Source organism: Chitinophaga nivalis, from assembly GCF_025989125.1.
In the GTDB taxonomy this organism is placed as follows: Bacteria; Bacteroidota; Bacteroidia; order Chitinophagales; family Chitinophagaceae; genus Chitinophaga; species Chitinophaga nivalis.
The window spans coordinates 8206881-8227951 of sequence record NZ_JAPDNR010000001.1 but is presented as its reverse complement, the minus strand read 5'-3'; the positions used below and the strand labels follow the sequence as shown (position 1 = coordinate 8227951).

The 21071-nt window shown below is 42.1% G+C and carries 14 protein-coding genes and 3 CRISPR repeat arrays; of the genes, 7 read left to right on the top strand and 7 right to left on the bottom strand.

Annotated features, from left to right (window positions below; all coding sequences use genetic code 11):
- Positions 1–18 precede the first annotated feature (18 nt).
- The 3 genes from rplQ to carA all read left to right on the top strand — a co-directional run bounded on the left by rplQ (position 19) and on the right by carA (position 2728).
- A complete protein-coding gene (gene rplQ, locus OL444_RS30290) occupies positions 19–510 on the top strand; it encodes a 50S ribosomal protein L17 (RefSeq protein WP_264727052.1) in 492 nt (163 codons plus the stop codon).
- Positions 511–618: 108 nt separating this feature from the next.
- Positions 619–1446 (top strand): hypothetical protein, encoded by an 828-nt coding sequence (locus OL444_RS30285; protein WP_264727053.1) that lies wholly within the window; start codon positions 619–621, stop codon positions 1444–1446.
- A 169-nt stretch (positions 1447–1615) separates the two neighbouring features.
- Positions 1616–2728 (top strand): glutamine-hydrolyzing carbamoyl-phosphate synthase small subunit, encoded by a 1113-nt coding sequence (gene carA, locus OL444_RS30280; protein ID WP_264727055.1) that lies wholly within the window; start codon positions 1616–1618, stop codon positions 2726–2728.
- Between the two features lie 678 nt (positions 2729–3406).
- Here carA and OL444_RS30275 read toward each other — a convergent pair.
- Both OL444_RS30275 and OL444_RS30270 read right to left on the bottom strand, forming a co-directional pair.
- Positions 3407–4606 carry a pyridoxal phosphate-dependent aminotransferase gene (locus tag OL444_RS30275; protein WP_264727057.1) on the bottom strand — a complete coding sequence of 400 codons (1200 nt, stop codon included), beginning with the start codon at positions 4604–4606 and terminating at the stop codon, positions 3407–3409.
- 112 nt (positions 4607–4718) lie between these two features.
- On the bottom strand, positions 4719–5123 hold the full coding sequence (locus OL444_RS30270; RefSeq protein WP_264752048.1) for a DUF1573 domain-containing protein: 405 nt from the start codon (positions 5121–5123) through the stop codon (positions 4719–4721).
- Between the two features lie 219 nt (positions 5124–5342).
- Between OL444_RS30270 and OL444_RS30265 the strand changes: the two genes are divergently transcribed.
- Positions 5343–7721 carry an alpha-ketoacid dehydrogenase subunit alpha/beta gene (locus tag OL444_RS30265; protein WP_264752047.1) on the top strand — a complete coding sequence of 793 codons (2379 nt, stop codon included), beginning with the start codon at positions 5343–5345 and terminating at the stop codon, positions 7719–7721.
- Positions 7722–7975: 254 nt separating this feature from the next.
- Positions 7976–9307, top strand: coding sequence for a DUF3472 domain-containing protein (locus tag OL444_RS30260; protein WP_264727062.1), 1332 nt, complete (start codon positions 7976–7978; stop codon positions 9305–9307).
- Positions 9308–10740: 1433 nt separating this feature from the next.
- Here the strand turns inward: OL444_RS30260 and OL444_RS30255 are convergent.
- The 3 genes from OL444_RS30255 to OL444_RS30245 form a co-directional block, all read right to left on the bottom strand.
- The gene (locus tag OL444_RS30255) at positions 10741–11463 is read right to left on the bottom strand and encodes an NYN domain-containing protein (RefSeq protein ID WP_264727064.1); all 723 of its coding nucleotides are present in this window, start codon (positions 11461–11463) and stop codon (positions 10741–10743) included.
- A 373-nt stretch (positions 11464–11836) separates the two neighbouring features.
- Positions 11837–12403 carry a hypothetical protein gene (locus tag OL444_RS30250; protein WP_264727066.1) on the bottom strand — a complete coding sequence of 189 codons (567 nt, stop codon included), beginning with the start codon at positions 12401–12403 and terminating at the stop codon, positions 11837–11839.
- 54 nt (positions 12404–12457) lie between these two features.
- Positions 12458–12757 carry a helix-turn-helix domain-containing protein gene (locus OL444_RS30245; protein ID WP_264727068.1) on the bottom strand — a complete coding sequence of 100 codons (300 nt, stop codon included), beginning with the start codon at positions 12755–12757 and terminating at the stop codon, positions 12458–12460.
- A gap of 295 nt (positions 12758–13052) precedes the next feature.
- Between OL444_RS30245 and cas9 the strand changes: the two genes are divergently transcribed.
- Together cas9 and cas2 are read left to right on the top strand one after the other, a co-directional pair.
- Positions 13053–16652, top strand: a complete 3600-nt coding sequence (gene cas9 / locus OL444_RS30240) for a type II CRISPR RNA-guided endonuclease Cas9 (protein ID WP_264727069.1) — start codon at positions 13053–13055, stop codon at positions 16650–16652.
- A 21-nt stretch (positions 16653–16673) separates the two neighbouring features.
- Positions 16674–16904: a CRISPR-associated endonuclease Cas2 gene (cas2, locus tag OL444_RS30235; protein WP_307735118.1), complete on the top strand. Its 231-nt coding sequence runs from the start codon at positions 16674–16676 to the stop codon at positions 16902–16904.
- A 110-nt stretch (positions 16905–17014) separates the two neighbouring features.
- Positions 17015–17446: direct repeats of the CRISPR family, unit length 36 nt; unit sequence AATGAAGTTATACCTTTTTTGCAACCAATCAACAGC.
- 702 nt (positions 17447–18148) lie between these two features.
- Positions 18149–18711: direct repeats of the CRISPR family, unit length 36 nt; unit sequence AATGAAGTTATACCTTTTTTGCAACCAATCAACAGC.
- 94 nt (positions 18712–18805) lie between these two features.
- A CRISPR array of direct repeats spans positions 18806–19172; the repeat unit is 36 nt; unit sequence AATGAAGTTATACCTTTTTTGCAACCAATCAACAGC.
- Between the two features lie 472 nt (positions 19173–19644).
- Here the strand turns inward: cas2 and OL444_RS30230 are convergent.
- Positions 19645–19917, bottom strand: coding sequence for a hypothetical protein (locus OL444_RS30230; protein ID WP_264727070.1), 273 nt, complete (start codon positions 19915–19917; stop codon positions 19645–19647).
- Positions 19918–20103: 186 nt separating this feature from the next.
- Entirely contained in the window at positions 20104–20781 is a 678-nt protein-coding gene (locus OL444_RS30225; RefSeq protein ID WP_264727072.1) for a hypothetical protein, read from the bottom strand.
- Positions 20782–21071: the final 290 nt, after the last annotated feature.

Here is a 21071-nt window from a genome sequence, read left to right as displayed (position 1 = left end):
GGTAAAACAACAAATGTCATGCGTCACGGAGTTAAATTAAACAAATTAAGCAGAACTGCCTCTCACCGTAAAGCCCTGATGTCCAATCTGGCTTGCGAACTGATCAGCCACAAACGTATCAACACTACACTGGCTAAAGCGAAAGCTTTACGTGTATACGTTGAACCACTGCTGACAAGAGGTAAAAACGATTCTACCCACAACCGCAGAATCGTGTTCAGCTACCTGCAGGATAAAGAAGCTATCAAAGAACTGTTTGGTACAATCAGTGAGAAAATAGCTAACCGTCCTGGTGGTTACACCCGTATCATTAAATTAGGCAAACGTCACGGGGATAATGCAGAGGTTGCGATGATTGAACTGGTTGATTTCAACGAAATCTACGGTACAACTACTGAAAAAGCTCCTGCTAAGAAAACTCGTCGTGCCGGTGGTGCTAAGAAAAAAGCGGACGATGCTGCTACTGAACCTAAAGCAGATAACGCTGCTGAAGAGAAAACAGCTGAATAGTTTTATTTTACGATATAAAAAAGGACAAAGCCTGGCTTTGTCCTTTTTTTATGCTTATATAAATGCATAAATTTCGTAATATTACATAGCCTCTTTAATTATCTCCCTATGAAATACCTGAAATGTGATCATTGCGCTCATTCCAACCTACTGAAATCTGAATACCTGACCTTTTGCGAGCAATGTGGCAAAAAAATGTCCAATACCTTTTCCGACTGGCGTAAAGACCATCCCCTGGCTTGTTTTGAAGAGTACCGGCAGCAGGTGGGCATCTCCCCTAAAAAAATTAAAAAACAAGTATTCCGCCCCTGGCTGCAACGGCAATTTGCTCCTACAAACAGGGGAAAGCTGATCTTGTTCTTCAGCATATTTACTCTGCTGATCGCTACCGCAGGCACTTTATTTGGCAAAAGGGCCGTATTTACCCTGTTTTATGCGAAAGTACCCAAAGCCTGCCTGTATAGCAGCTGGCCAACCGTGACTATTGGCCGCCAGGCATTGGAGATCGCTACGCCCGTGAAATTGTGGATACATGACCAACCGCTGGAAGCAGAAGAAGCACAGATAACAGCCTATGCTAAAAGCTACCGGAATGAAGATGGCAGCGGCATCCAGATCCGGGTAAATATGTATAGTTATGTGCCTAATGTGGCCAACAACCTGGAACTGGCGGTAACGGCTTCCCATAATAAGATGCAAACTGAAGGAGAGATCACGGATATTCAATGTAAATCGGTGCCCGTGCTGATTTCCGGTCTGCCTGGTGTATTGGAGGAAGGAAATTACCTGTACAAGGGGGCTATCCGGCTTGCTTTCCGCAACCTGGTGGTGGTGCGGGGCGTTAACCGCTGGCAGATTCACCTCGACTACCGCGACGATGATGAAATAGGGCAGCAGGTGGCACAAAGGGTACTGAAATCTATTAGCATCCGGTAATATAACATATGATACAGGCTATCCGTTAAGATTTAACGGGTAATGATAAAAAAAATCTGCATTTAACTGTTGCATTTCATAACTTTGCACGGTTTTTTATCCGAACCTTCAGGGCGTATACTCCCTTGAAGGTTTTTTTTAAAATATAAAACAAGAACAGATACCAGAAATGCCTCAGACAAGAACCATCCAACCTGCCATCCTGTTGTTAGACGACGGTACGGTTTTTCAGGGAAAAGCTTTTGGAAAAATTGGCACTGCAGCCGGTGAATTAGCTTTCAATACCGGTATGACGGGTTACCAGGAAGTGTTTACGGACCCTTCTTACAAAGGACAGGTACTGATCATGAACAACTGCTACATCGGTAACTACGGCACCAAAAAAGAGGACGTAGAAAGCAGCAGTGTAAAGATCAGTGGTTTGATCGCTAAAAATATCGCGCACAACTATTCCAGGAAAATGGCAGACGAGTCCCTGGAAAAGTTCCTGACCGATAATAACCTGGTAGCCATTTATGATGTAGATACCCGCGCACTGGTGTCTCATATCCGCAGCAAAGGCGCTATGAACTGCATCATTTCTTCCGAAATACTGGATGTAGAGCAGTTGAAAACGGAACTGGCGAAAGTACCTTCTATGGAAGGACTGGCGCTGTGTCAGGAAGTGACAACCAAAGAAGCGTACAACGTGGGCGACCCGAATGCTGAGATCCGCATTGCGGTATTGGACAACGGCGTTAAACGTAATATGCTGAAATGTTTGTCTGAGAAAGGTGCTTACCTGCAGGTATTTCCGACAGATACAAAGTTCGAGGACTGCGAGCAGTTTAAACCGCATGCTTACTTTATTTCCAATGGCCCCGGCGATCCGGCTCCGTTGAAATATGCGGTAGAAACCGTAAAACAGATCCTGGCTGCTGAAAAGCCGCTGTTTGGTATCTGCCTCGGACATCAGTTACTGGCCCTGGCCAATGGTATCCCTACCTACAAAATGCACCACGGTCACCGCGGGTTAAATCATCCGGTGAAAAACCTGAAAACAGGTTTGTGCGAGATTACCACCCAGAACCACGGATTTGCAGTAGATGCAGCTGCGGTGGCAGCCAGCGAAAATGTGGAAGTTACTCACATCAACCTGAATGATAATTCTGTAGAAGGTATCCGTATCAAAAACAAACCGGCTTTCAGCGTACAGTATCACCCGGAATCAACCCCTGGTCCATACGATAGCCGTTATCTGTTTGATGATTTCTTTGAGTTGATTAAAGCACACAAGGCATAGTTATCGCTTTGTCCAAAATATAGTACAGCTGACCGCTGTTAATGAAGACGGTCCCGAGGAATCGGGACCGTTGTATTTTAAATTCCACGTTATGAAAACAAACGAAATAACTATGCGGGTGCATAGCTTTTCTCGCCGTTTTATTACAGAACAATATTATAAAAAAAGTAGGTTATAGCAGGAAGCCAATACGGAAAATTTTCGGGAAAGGCGCGAATTGCGTAGAAATACGGATGGTTAGGACAAAAAAATACGGCTCTGTGATCAGAGCCGTTTGCCTTTATAAATTCCACGTTATGAAAAACTGATACAAAAATACGATATTATGCTAAAACGTTTTAGTTAATCTTTGACTTTTTACAGATTGCTGATAAATCTTTGTCTGTAATTATAATTCAAAGGTCGGACCAAATCTACGTATCAAGAAATTCTGCAGGTTAAATTTTTCTTAAACAAGTTTAGATTCTGCCGACTATCGTATATGTAAATATTTTTAACTATTAATTAATATTGGATTAATAGTGGTAATTCTATATCAAATCTACAAAATAAAATAAGAAAAAGCAAGGTTTGTAAGTTGAAAAAAGCATTTTGCGATTAAAAAATATATATAAAATTAATTATAATGTATTTCCGCTTCCTGCTTATCCAAATCCAATCCTTGCTTTTGTAAAAATTTTATTTGGCAGTACGACCTGGATAAACTTCCAACGCTTTTTCCAGGCAGACCATCGCATGACGAATAGCTTCGGTATTCAACACATAAGCCATCCGCACCTCCTGCTTACCTAAACCAGGCGTGGCATAAAAGCCGGTACCAGGCGACATCATCACGGTTTCACCTTCATGAGAGAAGGACTCCAGTATCCACTGACAGAACGTATCGGAATCATCAATCGGTAAACGGGCCATCGCATAGAAAGCACCACCCGGATTCGGACAAAATACGCCCGGAATCTCGTTCAGCATTTTAACCAGGATATCGCGGCGGCTCAGGTACTCAGCCTTAATACCATCGAAATAATCCAGTGGCAGATCTACTGCAGCTTCACCGGCAATCTGTGCAAAGGAAGGAGGACTCAGACGGGCCTGGGCAAACTTCATAGCTGCATCCAGTACAGACTGATTCTTGGTCACAAAAGCACCAATACGGCCACCGCAGGCACTGTAACGCTTGGAAATGGTATCCATCAGGATCACATTTTCTTCCAGACCTTCCAGGTTCATCGCGGAAAAATGTTCGCCGCTGTAGCAAAACTCCCGGTAAGCCTCATCAGAAAACAGGAACAGGTTGTATTTCAGGCACAGTTGCTTTAATACTTCCATTTCTTCCCGGCTGTACAGGTAACCGGTAGGGTTATTCGGATTACAGATCATGATCGCTTTGGTACGCGGAGTGATCGCTTGTTCAAAAGCTTCCATCGCCGGTAAGGCAAAGCCGGATTCAATGCTGGATGTAATCGTCTTGATCTTAATTTCTGCTTCTACCGCAAAACCATTGTAGTTGGCATAGAAAGGCTCCGGAACAATTACTTCGTCTCCCGGATCCAGGCAGGCCATAAACGCAAAGATGATCGCTTCAGAACCACCGGTGGTTACAATGATCTGGTTGTGGTTCACGGCAATGTTAAACCTTTCGTAGTAGGAAGTCAGCTTCCGGCGGTAACTTTCATTACCGGCACTGTGGCTGTACTCCAGGACTTTGAAATCGGAATGACGCACGGCATCCAGCACCATTTTCGGTGTTTCAATATCCGGTTGTCCGATATTCAGGTGATACACTTTAACACCCCTTTTCTTTGCTGCTTCGGCGTACGGAACGAGCTTTCTGATAGGAGATGGTGGCATTTGCACACCTCTCTGACTAATGGTAGGCATAAAATTGTTTTGATCTTTTTTGCGATGCAAAGATAGGGGTAATGGGCAACAAAAAACCTTATAGCGATGAGCTATAAGGCTTTAAAATATCTTTATTGGCTAGCTTGATAAATTAGTTGTTGGAACCAACCGTACCGGTCAGATGCAACTCTTTATCCTGGTCGATACCTCTGAACTTAACCCAGATGGTTTTATTTTGCTGACCCAGGCCGTTAGCGCTGTAGTTGGCAGTGATTTTTCCTTTTTTACCTGGCAGGATAGGCTCCTGAGTCCATTTTGGTGTAGTGCAACCGCAGCTCGCACGTGCCGCTTCGATTAATACCGGCTCTTTAGAAATGTTGGTGAATTCGAAATCAACTGTAACAGGTTTGTTTAAATCAGTTTTACCGAAATCAACTGTTTCTTTGGCAAATTTTACTTTGGTATCAGCTGGTGAAGTCTGTGCTGATTGTGCCCACAAGGCTGTTGTCAGCAGCATGCTCGCAAACAGGGATAAGATGAATTTTTTCATTTTCATATGATGGTTTTAAAGCGACGGGTTAAAAAATATAAATATCTTTCTTGCCGTTTACAAATTTACGGCCAAAAAGTAATAGTTACCTTACAATTTATTAAATTCTTATTAAAAAAAATCAGATTATTTTAAAAGGAAGATTTCCAGCCGTTTTTCAACTGTATAATTAACCTTACTTTTGTGCTTTAACCAAGAGGCATGATAGAAAATAACGAACTAGCTATGAATATAGAAAGCCGGTTGTCATTCGAAGAATTCCGCAAGGAAGTATTACATGACTACAGGTTGGCCTGCGACAGCAGGGAAATCAGTCTGCTGGCCCGTAAGGAAGTGCTTACAGGTAAGGCTAAATTTGGCATTTTTGGAGATGGAAAGGAAGTGGCGCAGATTGCGATGTCCAAATATTTTCAGCCTGGAGACTTTCGCTCCGGTTACTACCGCGACCAAACTGTTGCCTTTGCCACTGGTATCGCTACGCCCGAACAATTTTTTTCGCAGTTATATGCAGACCCCAATCTGGAAAACGATCCGTTTTCCGCCGGCCGTCAGATGAACTCCCACTTTGCCACCCCTAATCTTGATAAGGATGGCAACTGGTTGAACCTGACCGCTATGAAAAACTCTGCTGCGGATATGGCGCCTACTGCCGGCCAGATGCCCCGTGCACTGGGTTTGGCTTATGCCTCCAAAATATTCCGCGAAGTGGAAACACTGCATGAGTTAAAAGGACTGTCTGAAAACGGCAATGAAATCTGTTTTGCTACGATCGGTGACGCCTCTACTTCTGAAGGTCATTTCTGGGAAACCATGAATGCGGCAGGGGTATTACAGGTACCATTAGCAGTTTTTGTCTGGGATGACGGTTACGGTATTTCCGTTCCCCGTAAATACCAGACCACTAAAAATTCTATCAGCGCCGCCCTGGAAGGATTCCGTAAAACCGACGGTTCCAACGGCTTCGATATCTACAATGTAAAAGGCTGGGATTACGCCGGCATGTGTGAAGTGTTTGAAGCGGCTATCCGCAAAATACGTGAAACCCACATACCTGCGCTGTTCCATGTGGAAGAGATCACACAGCCACAAGGCCACTCTACCAGTGGTTCCCACGAACGCTACAAAAGCAAGGAACGTTTATCCTGGGAAAAAGAATTCGATTGTAACCTGAAAATGCGTTCCTGGATTCTGGAAAACGCCCTGTGCGATGAAGCGACCCTCGTGGAAATAGAGGCCAACGCAAAAACAAAAGCACAGGACGCCCGTAAACAAGCCTGGGAGAAATATATCACCCCTATTAAATCTCAGGTACAGGAATTCATCACCCTGGCAGGTACCGTCACTGCGGTAGCTGGTGTAGAGGAAGAAGTGGTGAACAAAAACATCCGCGAACTGCAGGCTAACCGCGAACCACAACGCCGCGATATCCTGAAAGCCGCTGCTGCTATCCTCAACCGCCACCGGCACCTGAGCAATGAACCTGCACTACAGGCGTTGCAACACTACTACCAGCGTTACCTGCTGGAGCAAAAAGATAACTACAACTCTTTCTTACATGCCACCGGCGTAAATGATGTGCTCAATGTACCGGTTGTTCCGGCTACCTATGACGATGACAGCATTACCCTGAATGGCTACGAGATCCTGAATAAATATTTTGATCAGCTCTTCACCAACAACTCCAAAGTATTTGCTTTCGGGGAAGATGTAGGTAAGATCGGAGATGTAAACCAGGCCTTCGCCGGTTTACAGCAGAAACATGGTAAGCTGCGTATAGCCGATACCGGCATACGGGAGCTGACCATCATCGGACAAGGTATCGGGATGGCATTGCGCGGCTTACGGCCGATTGCCGAAATCCAATACCTCGATTACCTGCTGTACGGACTGCAACCCCTCAGCGATGATGTGGCTACGCTGCAATACCGTACCAAAGGTGGCCAGCACTGCCCGATCATTGTACGTACCCGTGGCCATCGCCTCGAAGGTATCTGGCACAGTGGTTCTCCGATGGGTATGATCATCAACTCCCTGCGTGGTATACACGTATGCGTACCGCGTAATATGGTACAGGCAGCCGGTATGTACAATACCCTGTTACAGGCCAACGAACCGGCGCTGGTGATTGAATCCCTGAATGGCTACCGCCTGAAAGAGAAATTACCTGCTAACCTCGAGACCTACACGGTACCATTGGGTATTCCGGAAGTATTGAAGGAAGGTACCGATGTAACCATCGTCACCTATGGTTCTACTACCCGTGTAGTAGAAGATGCCATCGTGACCCTGGAAGAAATGGGTGTTTCCTGCGAACTGATAGACGTACAGACCTTACTGCCTTTCGATATCAACCATGACATTGTGAAATCATTGCAGAAAACCAACCGTATCCTCTTTGTAGATGAAGACGTTCCGGGTGGTGCTACTGCTTACATGTTCCAGCAGGTGATGGAAAAACAAGGTGGTTACAGATGGCTGGATGTGGCGCCACGCACCCTGAGTGCACAGGCACATCGCCCGGCTTACGGTACCGACGGCGACTACTTCTCCAAACCTAATCCGGAAGATGTAGTAAGCGTAGTCATGAACATGATGGAAGAATAGTATACTTATTATATAACAGGAACTGATTAAAAACCGGTTTGAAAGCATCCTGCTTTTAAACCGGTTTTTTCGTTTGCAACCCTCTGTCATTTTTTCTCCATAAAAAACCGGCGTTCTTCTTTTTTAAAAGTGTAAAGAATACTTTTAATCGTGTTTGTTATGATAACCTGGCCGCCTCCGGCAACGATAGTGAGATACGTTTACCCTTACATGGAGCACTTAAGTATATATTTCACCAAAATCCACGAACACTCATGAAAAAATTTCCCCTGATTTTGCTGGCCCTGGCTTTGACAGGCGCCTGTGCAAAATTCAACAACAGTGAACTGAAAAATCCGGGTGATGATACCGGTGCACAGAAAGCAGCAGCTCTGCTGGCCGTTACAGATACGGTGACACTCTACAGCAACGGGTATGTATACCCCAAAGATCAAAGCAATGGTTATGGCAGCATCTCTTCATCGGGGTTAGGCGCCTGGACCGATTCCAGCGGATTTACGCGCGTGTTTTTCAATGCCTTGTCCACTGGCAGCATTACGGTGAAACTGCGCGTTAAAGCTCCCGGAGGCGCCAATACGTTGAGAATACGACTCGATAGCAGCGGCACGGCTACCAACGTAGTCGTGAACCAGACCAACAGCTACGTTACCCTCAACGCCGGTACGTTCAACATTACCACTACCGGTTATCACTGCCTGGAAATTAAGGCCGCCACGAAAAACGGCACTTATCTGCCGGATATACAGTCGGCGGTCATCACCAGCAGCATTGGTCTTAAATACAACCGCAGTCAATATCGCGGTGCACCGGCTACACATCTGTCGTACCCCGTGCCACCGAATACCGCGGTAGCCTGGTTCTATAATGAAATATATGTACCTGCCGGCGCCGATCCATTGTACGCCTATTACATGACCAATGGTTTCTGGGATGGTTATTTCGGGATTCAGGTAAACAGTCCTACCGAAAGGCGCGTATTGTTTTCTATCTGGAGTAACTACAATACCAACGACCCCAATGAAATACCCGCCGACTACGCCGTAACACTGGTGAAGAAAGGCGCCAATGTTACACACAACGCTTTCGGTAATGAAGGCTCCGGCGGACAAAGCTACCTGAAATTCCCCTGGATCACCGGCAACACGTATAAGTTGCTGGTACATGCGGAAGCATCAGGCACGCACACCATTTTTACCGGCTACTTCTATGCGCCGGAAACGGGTTCCTGGAAACTCATTGCCCAATGGGATAAATCCAAAACGAACGGACAGCTGCTCGGCGGCCTCTATTCTTTTGTGGAAAACTATTCCGATAACGGCAACAATTTCTTCAAAGCCCGTTACGGCAATCAATGGGTTTGCACTACTGCCGGTACCTGGATAGAACTGACGAAGGCATCTTTCACCACCACCGCCAATGAGACGTCACACCAACGGTATGACCTCGGCGCAGGCCTGGAGAATAATTTCTTCTATATGTTCAGCGGTGGCTTCCGGCAGGTAGGCAACAGCGTAGGCCAGACCTACGACCGTACCGCGACGGGTACGCCGCCTGCAATCAATTTTAATCAGCTTCCGAATAATTAATACGGCAGTGCTCCATGTACGCCTGCAATAGGCGAAGCCACCGTATCAGCATAGTTGCGTTGTGCTGATGCGGTGGCTTCTTTTAAAATTAAGCAGTTAGTAGGCTTAGTAGTTGTCTTGCTATTATGGCGCAGCAAAGGTGTGGGCTTTTTTCGGAAAGGAGAACAGCTAGGGGTGGAGTTAATGATTATTTCATAATGGCCACTGTAAAGGCAGGAGCGGGATTTTGAAAGAATGGTGTATAGATATCCCGATGATGTATTTAATGCATTACTTCCTGGTTGGCTTTTTGACAGGATGGTGAAAAATGGAAATTTTTGAAGAAATGTTGAAGAATGGCAGCAGAATTTTTAATGGGAGAGCTGCTGTAATAGTCTGGCTTGTAGGGATTTGGTGAGATACTAATGAAGTTATTCCTTTTTTGCAACCAATCAACAACGCGCAAGTAACACGCCTTTAATCTTTTTGAAATGAAGTTATTCCTTTTTTGCAACCAATCAACAACAGTCACAACAGCGGCGAAAAATGTCAGAAGAATGAAGTTATACCTTTTTTGCAACCAATCAACAACGCTGATATGTATGTAATGGAACCAGAAATAAATGATGTTATACTTTTTTTGCAACCAATCAACAACACATTTCAATTCCCATGTAACCGGTAACGAAATGATGTTATACCTTTTTTGCAACCAATCAACAACTGTCCAAGCTTTCCAGAAGTCGTGCTGGTAAATGAGGTTATACCTTTTTGCAACCAATCAACAACACATAAATCGCTTTCAGGCATTTCCCCTGTAATGAAGTTATACCTTTTTGCAACCAATCAATAACCGGAATGCTACATTCATTAATATCCTTCATTATGAAGTTAAACGTATTTTTAAACAGCCTGTATAATAAAATTATTTAGGAAGATGAATAACGAATCCTATAGCCGTTTTTTTTCCGACATGATCATAAGTTAATTTTTTATGTCTACTTTCTGAAAATAGTTTCTACTCCTTACCGTTGCTTTGTCAGTGGTGAAATATTAATAAAAATAACGGCGCCATACTTTTAAAATAAGCTATCCCGGATAAGTGTCCGATGGATAATTATAAAATAAAGTCGCCTCCGCTTGGGATGGCGACTTTTTATATTTAGAAGGATAGCCATGAAAATGCCATCAACACGAAGGTTGATGGCAGTGGTGTGCATTAAGATGCGTAATCCTAGCGTTAATCAGGACATTTCATCCTAGTGTAAATCTGGGGGTAAATCTAATGGAACAATATTTTTTTGTTGGTCGCTAATAAGAGAGGTTTTTTGTTATATCTGATTACATTCTGACTGAGTTTTTTTATTATTAATATTTAACCCCCTTGTGATAGATAATATTTTAAGAAGTAAGAATATTTCTAATTATAGTTTACTAAATGATTTTTTTAGCCATTAACAACCCTTAAGGAATTTCTCATGTATATCAGTTTCATAAAGATCAATGACTTTGTCTGCCAATACTATAAGATCCCGTGAAACGCTTTTGCTTTTTGGAGGGTTGCCTTTATGCATTTTTACGATATGTACCTGTGTCATATTATTCTTAACGTATCTTATGGCTTCTGCATAGTCATAATCACCACTAACCAGAATAATTTTATCACATTTCTTTTCAACACTTAATGCAATCATTTTGACAGCTAAGGAGATATCAACACCTTTTTCTCCCGAATAGCTTTTATTATATGGATTTACTTTAACAACGCCTGTTTTAACAAACTCAATTCCACCAAACTCAAGACATAGTTTATCATATTGAAATTCTAATGAATTGAAACGTTGCTTTTCATCAGCTAGCCATTTTTCTATGTCCCTTGATTTATCTTCTATGTCATCTAGTACTTGTTTGGGTATAGAGGAGTGAGCCCCACTTTGGTAATTGTTAGTATGTGTTCTATGGAGTTTCCAGACAATAGTATTTCTTATATTAACTGAAGTATAATAAGTGTCTAGTATTTTGGCAGGTCTGAACCAATAGGTTCTCACTAGTTTATCATCAGGCTCAATCAAATGAGAGAATAATAAGTCCCATTTAATATTATTTTCTTTTAAACTAATGTCTTTTAGATTGTAATAAAGGTTTTGTCCATCGATTAATATAACAACTTTATTCATGTGTATGAATTTGAAAATAAAAAGCCATCAACTTGCTGTTGATGGCCAAAGTGTTAATCAGGATGGAAGTCCTAGTGTAAATCACGCATATAAAGCGTTAGTATAAATCTGAGTTTTTGTTAATGTGATATTAAAATCACATTATGAAGCAAAGGTAAATTTTTTTATTAAAAAAACTAAAAAATGGTATTCTTTTATTCATGGATTTAATTATACTTTACCTATCTCACCAGATTTTCTATCATTAAAAGGACTAAGCATTTTTGAAAACACATCAACAGTGTTGGATGATACAGATAAGAGTGAGTTTGTGTGAAAGGTAATGACATCTAAAAATGGTTCTAAGAAAAATATTTTTAGATGTACCATTTAGTCACTTTGGATCCTTATACTGTTTAAGTATCATTTCGCCCAGTGGCGATAGGGTATACCCCGGTTCGTAACTGATGGTTAGTCCAATGTTTTTCAGTTTACGGATATTCAGTTTCAGCCAATCTTTTTCTTTCCCGGTTTTAATGGCGAGATCGGCGGCACGTAGCTTGGGGTTAGCTTTAATAGCTTTTAATATATCGATGGTCCAGGGGCCTTGTTTACTGTAGGCGTCTAATCGTTCCAGTTGGGTTTTAATGGTTGTTATCTCTTCGGTAGTGAGGGCGGTTTGTTCGCGCAGTTGAATACGGGGATCGGCTGCATAATAGCGTACCTGGATTTTATAGATGTCTCCAGTGGGGATTTTTTGAAATGTATCCAACAGGTCTTTGAGATCTTTATAACCTGCTTTGACAGCATCGGCTGCGGTAATTTTGCCGGGAGCTATTTTTTTAATCGATATTATTTCAACGAGTCCGATACTTGTTTTTATCTGGCTGCCGGCAGTAGCGGCAGCTTTATTCCATTTACGGAATGCCAGCGAAATGGTGCCGGATTTTATTCCATCCAAATGTATTTGTTTGAATAGCATAAAAGAACAGATAATATGAATGAGGAATGTCGGTTAGTGTTTTGTTGAGATAGGATCAGGATGTATATAGTCGGACAATAAAATTTTTTCGCCTAAAACCTGCTCTATCTGCAGCATTATTTCTGGTGTGAAATGATGATTGCCTGCCATCCAGTTGTGAACAGTTTCGGGGGATACTTGTAAAGATTTTGCAAAAGCTGTCAGGCTGATACGCTTATGTTCCAGTATGGCTAAAACTTGCTCACTAATGGCGAAAGAATCGGCAATGCGGTTTTTAGTTTCAGCAGGCGTAGCCTGAACAATACGATCAAAATATGGACTTCTTTTATACATGGCGAATGGTTATTGGGTGACTGCAATAAACATACAGTAAGATACTAATTAATAGGGACCCGTTTGGGTAAAAAAATAGCGCCACCGAAGCAGCGCCAAAAGGTTTTACACCTGCGGCCAATGGCCTTACTGTTAAAAGGTTGCAAAAAAGGAATAAAAATATAGAATATCTTATAAAAGCTTTTTAAAGATAACGGCTTTCTACATATGTAAATGTTATGCACTGGTTAATCCGCGCCGGTCCTATGGGGAAGAGTATTACATTCATAGCCTCACTGTATATTAAATCCCTCTTATGACGAAAATCCTGGGTATAGATGCCGGTACCAATTCCCTCGGCTGGGCACTCATCGACGATGTACAACAAGAGATTATTGCTGCCGGTGTACGTATTTTCCCCGAAGGTGTAAACCGTGATAACAAGGGGAAAGAGATCCCGAAAAATATGCACCGCAGAACCAAGCGGCAGGTAAGGCGGCAAAGCGCCCGGCAGAAATACCGTAAATACCGGTTGGCCAGGTATCTGATGCAGTATGATATGTTTCCGGTGGTAGCCGATATCAGGAAAGAGCTGCAGGTGAGTCCGCTGCCGGCAGTCTTGCGGCTTTTTTTCAGTATCGATCCGTATGAATGTCGTAGCCGGGCTTTTAATGGGGAGAAACTGGGTTTATGGGAGTTGGGTAGGGTATTATATCATTTTACGCAGAGGAGAGGCTATAAGGAGGCTATTAACCAGGATAATGACGAAGAAGGCAAGCTGTATGAAGGCAGTGTGAAGGATAATAAAATCGGTATCAATGAAACGCAGCAGCTGGTAATGGAGTATGGCACATTGGGGAATGGCCTGTACCAAACCAATCCCCACGAAAAACGGTGGCGGAACCGGTATACCACCCGGAAAATGTATACCGATGAATTTGAAGTGATCTGGGAACGCCAGCAAATCTTTTATCCGGATCTATTAACGGCTGCATTCAAAGCGCAGATAGGCGATGCTACTACCGGATTGTTGTTTATGCAACGGCCATTGAAATCGCAGTCGCACCTGGTGGGAAAATGTACCCTGGAGAAAAATAAAAAACGATGCCGGGATAGTAGTATCGCATTTGAACGGCGCCGCACCTGGGAGTTTATCAACGGTATTAAATTAGATGGTAAACCGTTGTCAGAACAGCAACGGCAGTTGTTAGTAGGATTATTTTTCAGCAAGGAAAAATTCAATTTTGATGTTATTGCGAAGAAACTGAAAATACCCATTAATCGGTTTAACTACGACGATAAGAAAATGGTGGCAGGTACGTTGTCTATTTCCTCACTACGGAAAATATTCACCCCTGCCATATGGGACGCCAAAACCCTGGAAGAACAGGAAGAAATTTTACAGATCAAATATTTCGCGGAAGACAAGGAAAAAACGAAAGCTTATCTCAGCAGAAAATTCCAGCTGACAGAAAAACAACTCATGCAGTTTCTGCAGTTTAAACCCTCCAAAGGATATAGCAGCCTTTCCTATAAAGCTACCCTACAGGTTTTACCTTTCCTGGAAGAAGGTTATCTGTATCATGAAGCAGTGTGGCTGGGTGGCATTGTTAATGTATTTGGGAAAGCCGCGTGGGAGCTTTTTCCGGAGGAGAAGAAAAATTATATCCTCTCCGGTGCGATCGATCTGTATGGTACTAAGGACTTAGATGTGCCTGCGGCTACCAAACAATGGTTGCAGACAGAATTTGATATTTCTCCGAAGCAGTCTGAAAAAATATACCACCATTCTATTGATTTTGATAAAGGAGATGGCAGTATGCCTTGTTTACCGGAACCGGAAAATGTGCGTAACCCGGTAGTACAGCAGGCATTGTTTGAGCTGCGAAAAGTGGTCAATGCCATTATTGAAAAGTATGGTAAACCGGATGAAATAAGGATAGAACTGAGCAGGGAGTTAAAATCCTCTATTGAAGATCGCAACGAAATCAGGATACGGCAGTTTGAAAATGAAAGAGAAAATGATGCTATCAAATTGCTGCTGGATGAATGGGGTAACCTGCCATATACTGTCGGTAATATACAGAAGGTGAAGTTGTACCGGGAGATTGAGAAAAAATTTGGTCAGGTATTATGCCCTTATAGGGGCGATGTGATTACACCACGGAAATTATTCAATGGGGAAGTAGATGTAGAGCATATCGTTCCCTACACCGTATCACTGGATGACAGTTTGGCGAATAAAACGCTTTGTTTCCGGGAGATGAATAACCGGAAAGGTAATCGGACGCCCTATACATTCTTTACCCAGGATATGGGACCAGCGCATTGGGAAGAAGTAAAAGCCCGCGCTTTACAGTTATTGCCTTATTCCAAATGGCGACGTTTTATTGAAGAGAAAACACCTACCCTGAAAGAATTTGAAGACAAAAAGCTGAATGATACCCGGTATATCAGCCGGGTAGCTAAAAAGTACCTGGAAAAAGTCTGTAAAAAGGTAACTGTCACGCAAGGAGAGGTTACGGGGAAGCTCCGGCATTACTGGGGGCTGGATAGTCTGTTGAATGCCCCGGTAACTACGGAGGAGCTGCCGGATGGAGAATACTATATTGTGATCAATGAGAGCAAAGAAGTGGTGAAAGCGGTGGCCTGGCAAAGCAATAAAAAGGCGAATGACAACACCATAAAAGAGTTGTCTAAATCAGGCATCGTATTACAGGGGAATGTCCGGAAGCACATTTTTTATCCTTATAAAAGCAGGTCTGATCACCGGCATCACCTGGTAGATGCGCTTACTATTGCATTCACGAAAACATCTTACCTGCAACAGCTATCTACCATGAAAGGAAAAGGTCTGCTGAAAGAAGAATTTGTGAAACGGGAGATGAATTTTCCAGAACCCTGGCCAGGTTATTATAACCAGGCATTACAGGCAGTACAGCAGGCAATGGTGAGTCATCAGCAAAGACTACGAATTGTAACCAGCATCTCCAAAACAATAGTGGTGGATAACATCAAACACCAGATAAAGGCAAAATCCATACGGGGACCTTTACATGGAGAAAGTATTTATGGCAGAAGAAAAGACGCCGCCGGTAACACGGCCTTTCATATAACGAAACCATTATCGCAAATTACTAAACGGGCGCAGGTAGATAAAATTGTTGATCCGGCAGTACGCAACGCAGTAGAAGCAGCTATTATCAGCACCTGGCAACAAACGCCTCTATTGTTTACCGCGCTCACCGACAAACAGCTGGTTATCCCGGCTAGTAATGGCTGGAAAATAAATCACTACTCCAAAGAAAAATATGAAGTGCCGGAAGGCGCATTTTTCGAGGTGGAAAAAGATGAGGTAGATAAAAAGATAGTGGCTATTAAACCGAAGGTTTTTTTAACAGCATACAACGGTACTCAAACACCTATCAGGAAAGTACGGATCAAAGAAAACTTTTCCAACGCCGTACCGCTAAAAGAAGGTATTAATCAGTGGGTGGAGCCGGATAATAATTTTGGCGTAATGGTTTACCAGCAATCCGATGGACAACTGGCGGAATACGTGGTTACCTTCTGGGATGCTGTGGAAAAAAGAAAGCAACAAGTACCTGTTTTTGATATGCCGGCAGATGGGTATAAAATAATTGCCATTCTCCAGATCAACGACCTGTTTATACTGGGATTACAGGCAGATGAAATCGACTGGCATAACAAACAGCAGCTGAGTAAACATTTATACCGGGTGCAAAAAATATCCAAGGGAGATTATACATTCCGGAAAGTGACCGCTGCTACGTTGAGTTTCGATAGTGAGTTGTTACGTATCGGCAGCTTCAAAGCCTGGAAGTTGCAAAACCCGATGAAGGTAAAGCTGGATGTATTGGGTAATCTGCAACACAGGGGCATGTTACAGCAATAGTATGTTGAGCGTTCTTATCGTCTGTGTATCAAGGATGAATTTGTAATGATGCAATTCTCCATCTATACCCGTCATTGTGCCAGTGAAGAAAGTACAGAAGTACATATGAAACGGGTTCGGGAGGCGGTTCCGCAAAAAGGACATGTCAGTATTCTGAAAGTTACAGATAAGCAGTATGGAGATATACTTAACTTCTTTGGCGCCACTGAGCAATTGTTACCCCCTGCCCCTACACAACTGGAGCTTTTCTGATAGGATAGTAAAAAATGCAGAATTTTAATGGATTTTTGACAAATTACAATAGATTTTTTAACGAAAAACCTACTGTAATAGTCTGCCTTTCAGCGGATTAGTGAAATACTAATGAAGTTATACCTTTTTTGCAACCAATCAACAGCAGGATCCGGTACCAGCCTGAAACAGATTATAATGAAGTTATACCTTTTTTGCAACCAATCAACAGCTGGTAACATTTTTTAGGCTTTTAATATACCAATGAAGTTATACCTTTTTTGCAACCAATCAACAGCACTATGAATCAATGATCACATCGATGAGATAATGAAGTTATACCTTTTTTGCAACCAATCAACAGCCTGTAAAACATTACATACAAAAGCCGTTAAAATGAAGTTATACCTTTTTTGCAACCAATCAACAGCCCGCGCTGAAAAAGTGGTTACCTAGCGAGGAATGAAGTTATACCTTTTTTGCAACCAATCAACAGCAAGCCGACAGCATTCAGCAATCCTACATTAAATGAAGTTATACCTTTTTTGCAACCAATCAACAGCGAGCCCCTTTCGCGATAGGGAGAGTCGAATTTGAAGCCCAAGTCACCACTTTCATCCAGGAAAATGTGGCTTTGCATAAAAAGTTTTGGGTATAAAAAAAGCCAGACCCTAAAGGCGGCATATTTACAATATGCTTATGATAACCCATTATTGGTCGTCACGCTGATTTAGGCTTTACCTGGCAAGTATAAGCTGGTTATACTGATAAACAAATCTACTGTTTATACTTTGAAGTAGCAATTGAAAACAACAATTATTTAATAGCAAAAAGCATATTTCTATTCCCAATATATAAAATAGAGGTGTTGAATATCTGATAATAGAGAGAAAAATTGTAAGGGAATATTTGAACGTTTATGTTTTTCGTTTGGAGATGTGAGATTGTATTGTATGCCGTGTTATAAGTCTTTGTTTACTGTCTGTATTGGCTGAATAGTTGATCTTATTTCGGAAAATAATGCTTTCCTTTTTTAGGCTTTACTACCTCGAATAAATTTATGATGGCTATGAGGTTTTGTACTTATCAGATTGAAATTATTATAGTACTTGCGAACAGTTTTTCACCTGCCCCTACACAACTGGAGCTTTTCTGATAGGATAGTAAAAAATGCAGAATTTTAATGAGTTTTTGACAAATTACAGTAGATTTTTCAACGAAAAACCTACTGTAATGCTTTACCTTTCAGCGGATTAGTGAAATACTAATGAAGTTATATCTTTTTTGCAACCAATCAACAGCGGGCGGCATCAAACAGATGGTGTATAAAAAATGAAGTTATACATTTTTTGCAACCAATCAATAGCATATGTGAAAGATAACATGGATAATCTTCTAATGAAGTTATACCTTTTTTGTAACCAATCAACAGCTGACAGCAATGTCTTCCCAGTTACCAGTAAAATGAAGTTATACATTTTTTGCAACCAATCAACAGCGATAGGCGAAGAAGGCAGCAGCAAACAGTTAATGAAGTTCTACCTTTTTTGCAACCAATCAACAGCGGAAACGTCGGAAATTTCAAGGAGACATCGAATGAAGTTCTACCTTTTTTGCAACCAATCAACAGCCCGATTACTCATACATAGCAGACAATAGGAATGAAGTTCTACCTTTTTTGCAACCAATCAACAGCTGATCTGCGATACTGGATTGTCAAAGTCCCAATGAAGTTATACCTTTTTTGCAACCAATCAACAGCCGCAAAGATACTGCAGCCAAATCCTACCACAATGAAGTTATATCTTTTTTGCAACCAATCAACAGCCAAGCCGGTCGCCGATAATGTGAATGAAGTAATGAAGTTATATCTTTTTGCAACCAATCAACAGCGAAATACGGAAAAGGTGTACCTGTTTCTGCAATGAAGTTATATCTTTTTTGCAACCAATCAACAGCCGATATCCGGAAACAAATGACGCACAAAATAATGAAGTTATACCTTTTTTGCAGCCAATCAACAGCTAGAACACGAAATTATCCGGGGCGGTGGCAAATGAAGTTATACCTTTTTTGCAACCAATCAACAGCATATATGATGCAGGAGTCATATACGGGATGAATGAAGTTATACCTTTTTTGCAACCAATCAACAGCGGGACAGTTCAGCTGGGCCGGATGCATTGGAATGAAGTTATACCTTTTTTGCAACCAATCAACAGCTGTGATTAAAACCCTAAATACAGATATTACAATGAAGTTATACCTTTTTTGCAACCAATCAACAGCAATATAGTTACAAGAACACACTTTTTCTGCAATGAAGCTATACCTTTTTGCAACCAATTAACAGCAGATATTATTTATGTTGCCCAAAGTACAATAATGAAGTTCTACCTTTTTTGCAACCAATCAACAACAACATCAACTCACCATAATGTAGAAACAAGAATGAAGTTCTCTTTTTTTGCAATCAATCAACAGCACACCAAATAAACATCAAAATATATAATAGGTAAGCCATCCTGATTAATTACAAATTTTAAAAACCCAAAAGCAACATAAAGCAAAGCAAAAGTCCCCAAGCATTATACATCAAACATCTGAACAAACAACAAGCAGCAAACATTTGAAACACCTTGTGGGACAGGTATTCAAATGTGCATTAAATAACAAAGTTACATGGATACAAAGTTAGCTGAGGAAGCTGTTTTGAAGTTACTATTTTTCATCAGAATAAAAAATATTTCTCTCAAAAAAATTACGACACTTGTGCTGCCAGCACTTTGATACATTCTTTTAACTGATCGGTGGTACGCAGGTATTTTGCTTTGTAGCCTAATACATCGGCGTTTGAACTGGTATATCCAAACCGGAGTTCATAATGATAAGGCCCTCTACGTTTTCTGTTAACGCCGGGGAGGGTGTCGAATATAGCTGCGTCATTAGGTTCTTCACCTAAGATAGAGAGTAATAATTTGCCTTTAGAAGAGGGATGCTGGGAGGTGACTTCTACCAAGAATTTTTTGCTCATAGGGAAATTTTTCTATCGAAAATAACGGGAAAAGTTATTCAAAATGGATATTCACCATTATCGAACTAAAGTACTACAGGGAGTATAAGAGGTGAGACTATTTGTGAATTAAAAAAGTTCATAAATGAAAAAACGGCGATGCTCTCACATCGCCGTCTCCGAAACTATACACCTATATTCCAACCATCAATTGTCTTTGGAGGGTTTGGAATTATTCCTGCCGGGTGTATCGTTAATTCGTCTCAGGTTAAAATACGTTTCTGCAAAGGTGACGTCGGTCACCAGTCCTTCTACTAGGTCGTCGAGAATGTCTAATTTTTCTTTTGCTGCATTAATAATTTCAGGAATCGTGCTGGTAGCAGTTTTCCTGGAGCCCGCAATGACGTTACGTTGCGGGGCGAGTGGGGCGGCTTCTGCGATAAGTTTTTCGAGGGCCGTGATTTCCGCTTCTGTTACCTGATAAGGTTCCAGGGAGGGCAATGCCTGCCGGGTATGCTGCGCAATACGCGCGCCGCGTTGCAGCAGCAATTGTTCGGAGGTGTTTTCCAGGGCGGAGTAGGGGAAATCTACATCCTGGAGCATGACGTACAAAGAATCGCTTTTGGCGTATGCGCGTGCTTTCAGACTGAGCTGGTGCATGGCGTCGCGCAGTTTGTCGAAGTGCTGATCTTTGTTTTGGGTGTGCCCGACAGTGTTGTGTTGCTCCTGCAACTGAGATTGGGTAAGTAGCTCAGCAACGTTGGTCCGGAAACCGGCTATCAAGGGTACCGCCGGCGCGATAGGCTGCCAGGTGGCAGGGAATTGGTCCAGGTGGGACAGTACTGCCTGGAACATGCTGAGTACATTGAGTTGTCTACGGTTCATGTGGTTTTTCTTAAAAGGATAAATAAATCATTGAGGGTTGTATATAGTGTGTACAGTTTCTCTTATGTGATTTGCTCAGAAAGTTGGGGTAGGCAGGAAATAAATATCGTGCAAACGATCGGTCGCAATATCAATAATTAATTAACATCACCAAAAAAATAAATCAAGTGTTGTCAGTTGTTTATCCAGTCTTGTCAACGGTTAAACAAGCCTTGTCAATTGTAAAAAACAGGATGTAACGGGGCAGTCAAGTCATGTAAACTGACAGTCAAGCAGTGTAAGCAAACAGA

Excerpts from the sequence above, each read along its gene's own strand:
- OL444_RS30285 (WP_264727053.1), top strand. The coding sequence starts at position 619 with ATGAAATACCTGAAATGTGATCATTGCGCTCATTCCAACCTACTGAAA.
- OL444_RS30275 (WP_264727057.1), bottom strand. The coding sequence starts at position 4,606 with ATGCCTACCATTAGTCAGAGAGGTGTGCAAATGCCACCATCTCCTATC.
- OL444_RS30265 (WP_264752047.1), top strand. The coding sequence starts at position 5,343 with ATGAATATAGAAAGCCGGTTGTCATTCGAAGAATTCCGCAAGGAAGTA.
- OL444_RS30230 (WP_264727070.1), bottom strand. The coding sequence starts at position 19,917 with ATGAGCAAAAAATTCTTGGTAGAAGTCACCTCCCAGCATCCCTCTTCT.
- OL444_RS30245 (WP_264727068.1), bottom strand. The coding sequence starts at position 12,757 with ATGTATAAAAGAAGTCCATATTTTGATCGTATTGTTCAGGCTACGCCT.
- OL444_RS30270 (WP_264752048.1), bottom strand. The coding sequence starts at position 5,123 with ATGAAAATGAAAAAATTCATCTTATCCCTGTTTGCGAGCATGCTGCTG.
- OL444_RS30225 (WP_264727072.1), bottom strand. The coding sequence starts at position 20,781 with ATGAACCGTAGACAACTCAATGTACTCAGCATGTTCCAGGCAGTACTG.
- OL444_RS30260 (WP_264727062.1), top strand. The coding sequence starts at position 7,976 with ATGAAAAAATTTCCCCTGATTTTGCTGGCCCTGGCTTTGACAGGCGCC.
- carA (WP_264727055.1), top strand. The coding sequence starts at position 1,616 with ATGCCTCAGACAAGAACCATCCAACCTGCCATCCTGTTGTTAGACGAC.
- cas9 (WP_264727069.1), top strand. The coding sequence starts at position 13,053 with ATGACGAAAATCCTGGGTATAGATGCCGGTACCAATTCCCTCGGCTGG.
- rplQ (WP_264727052.1), top strand. The coding sequence starts at position 19 with ATGCGTCACGGAGTTAAATTAAACAAATTAAGCAGAACTGCCTCTCAC.
- OL444_RS30255 (WP_264727064.1), bottom strand. The coding sequence starts at position 11,463 with ATGAATAAAGTTGTTATATTAATCGATGGACAAAACCTTTATTACAAT.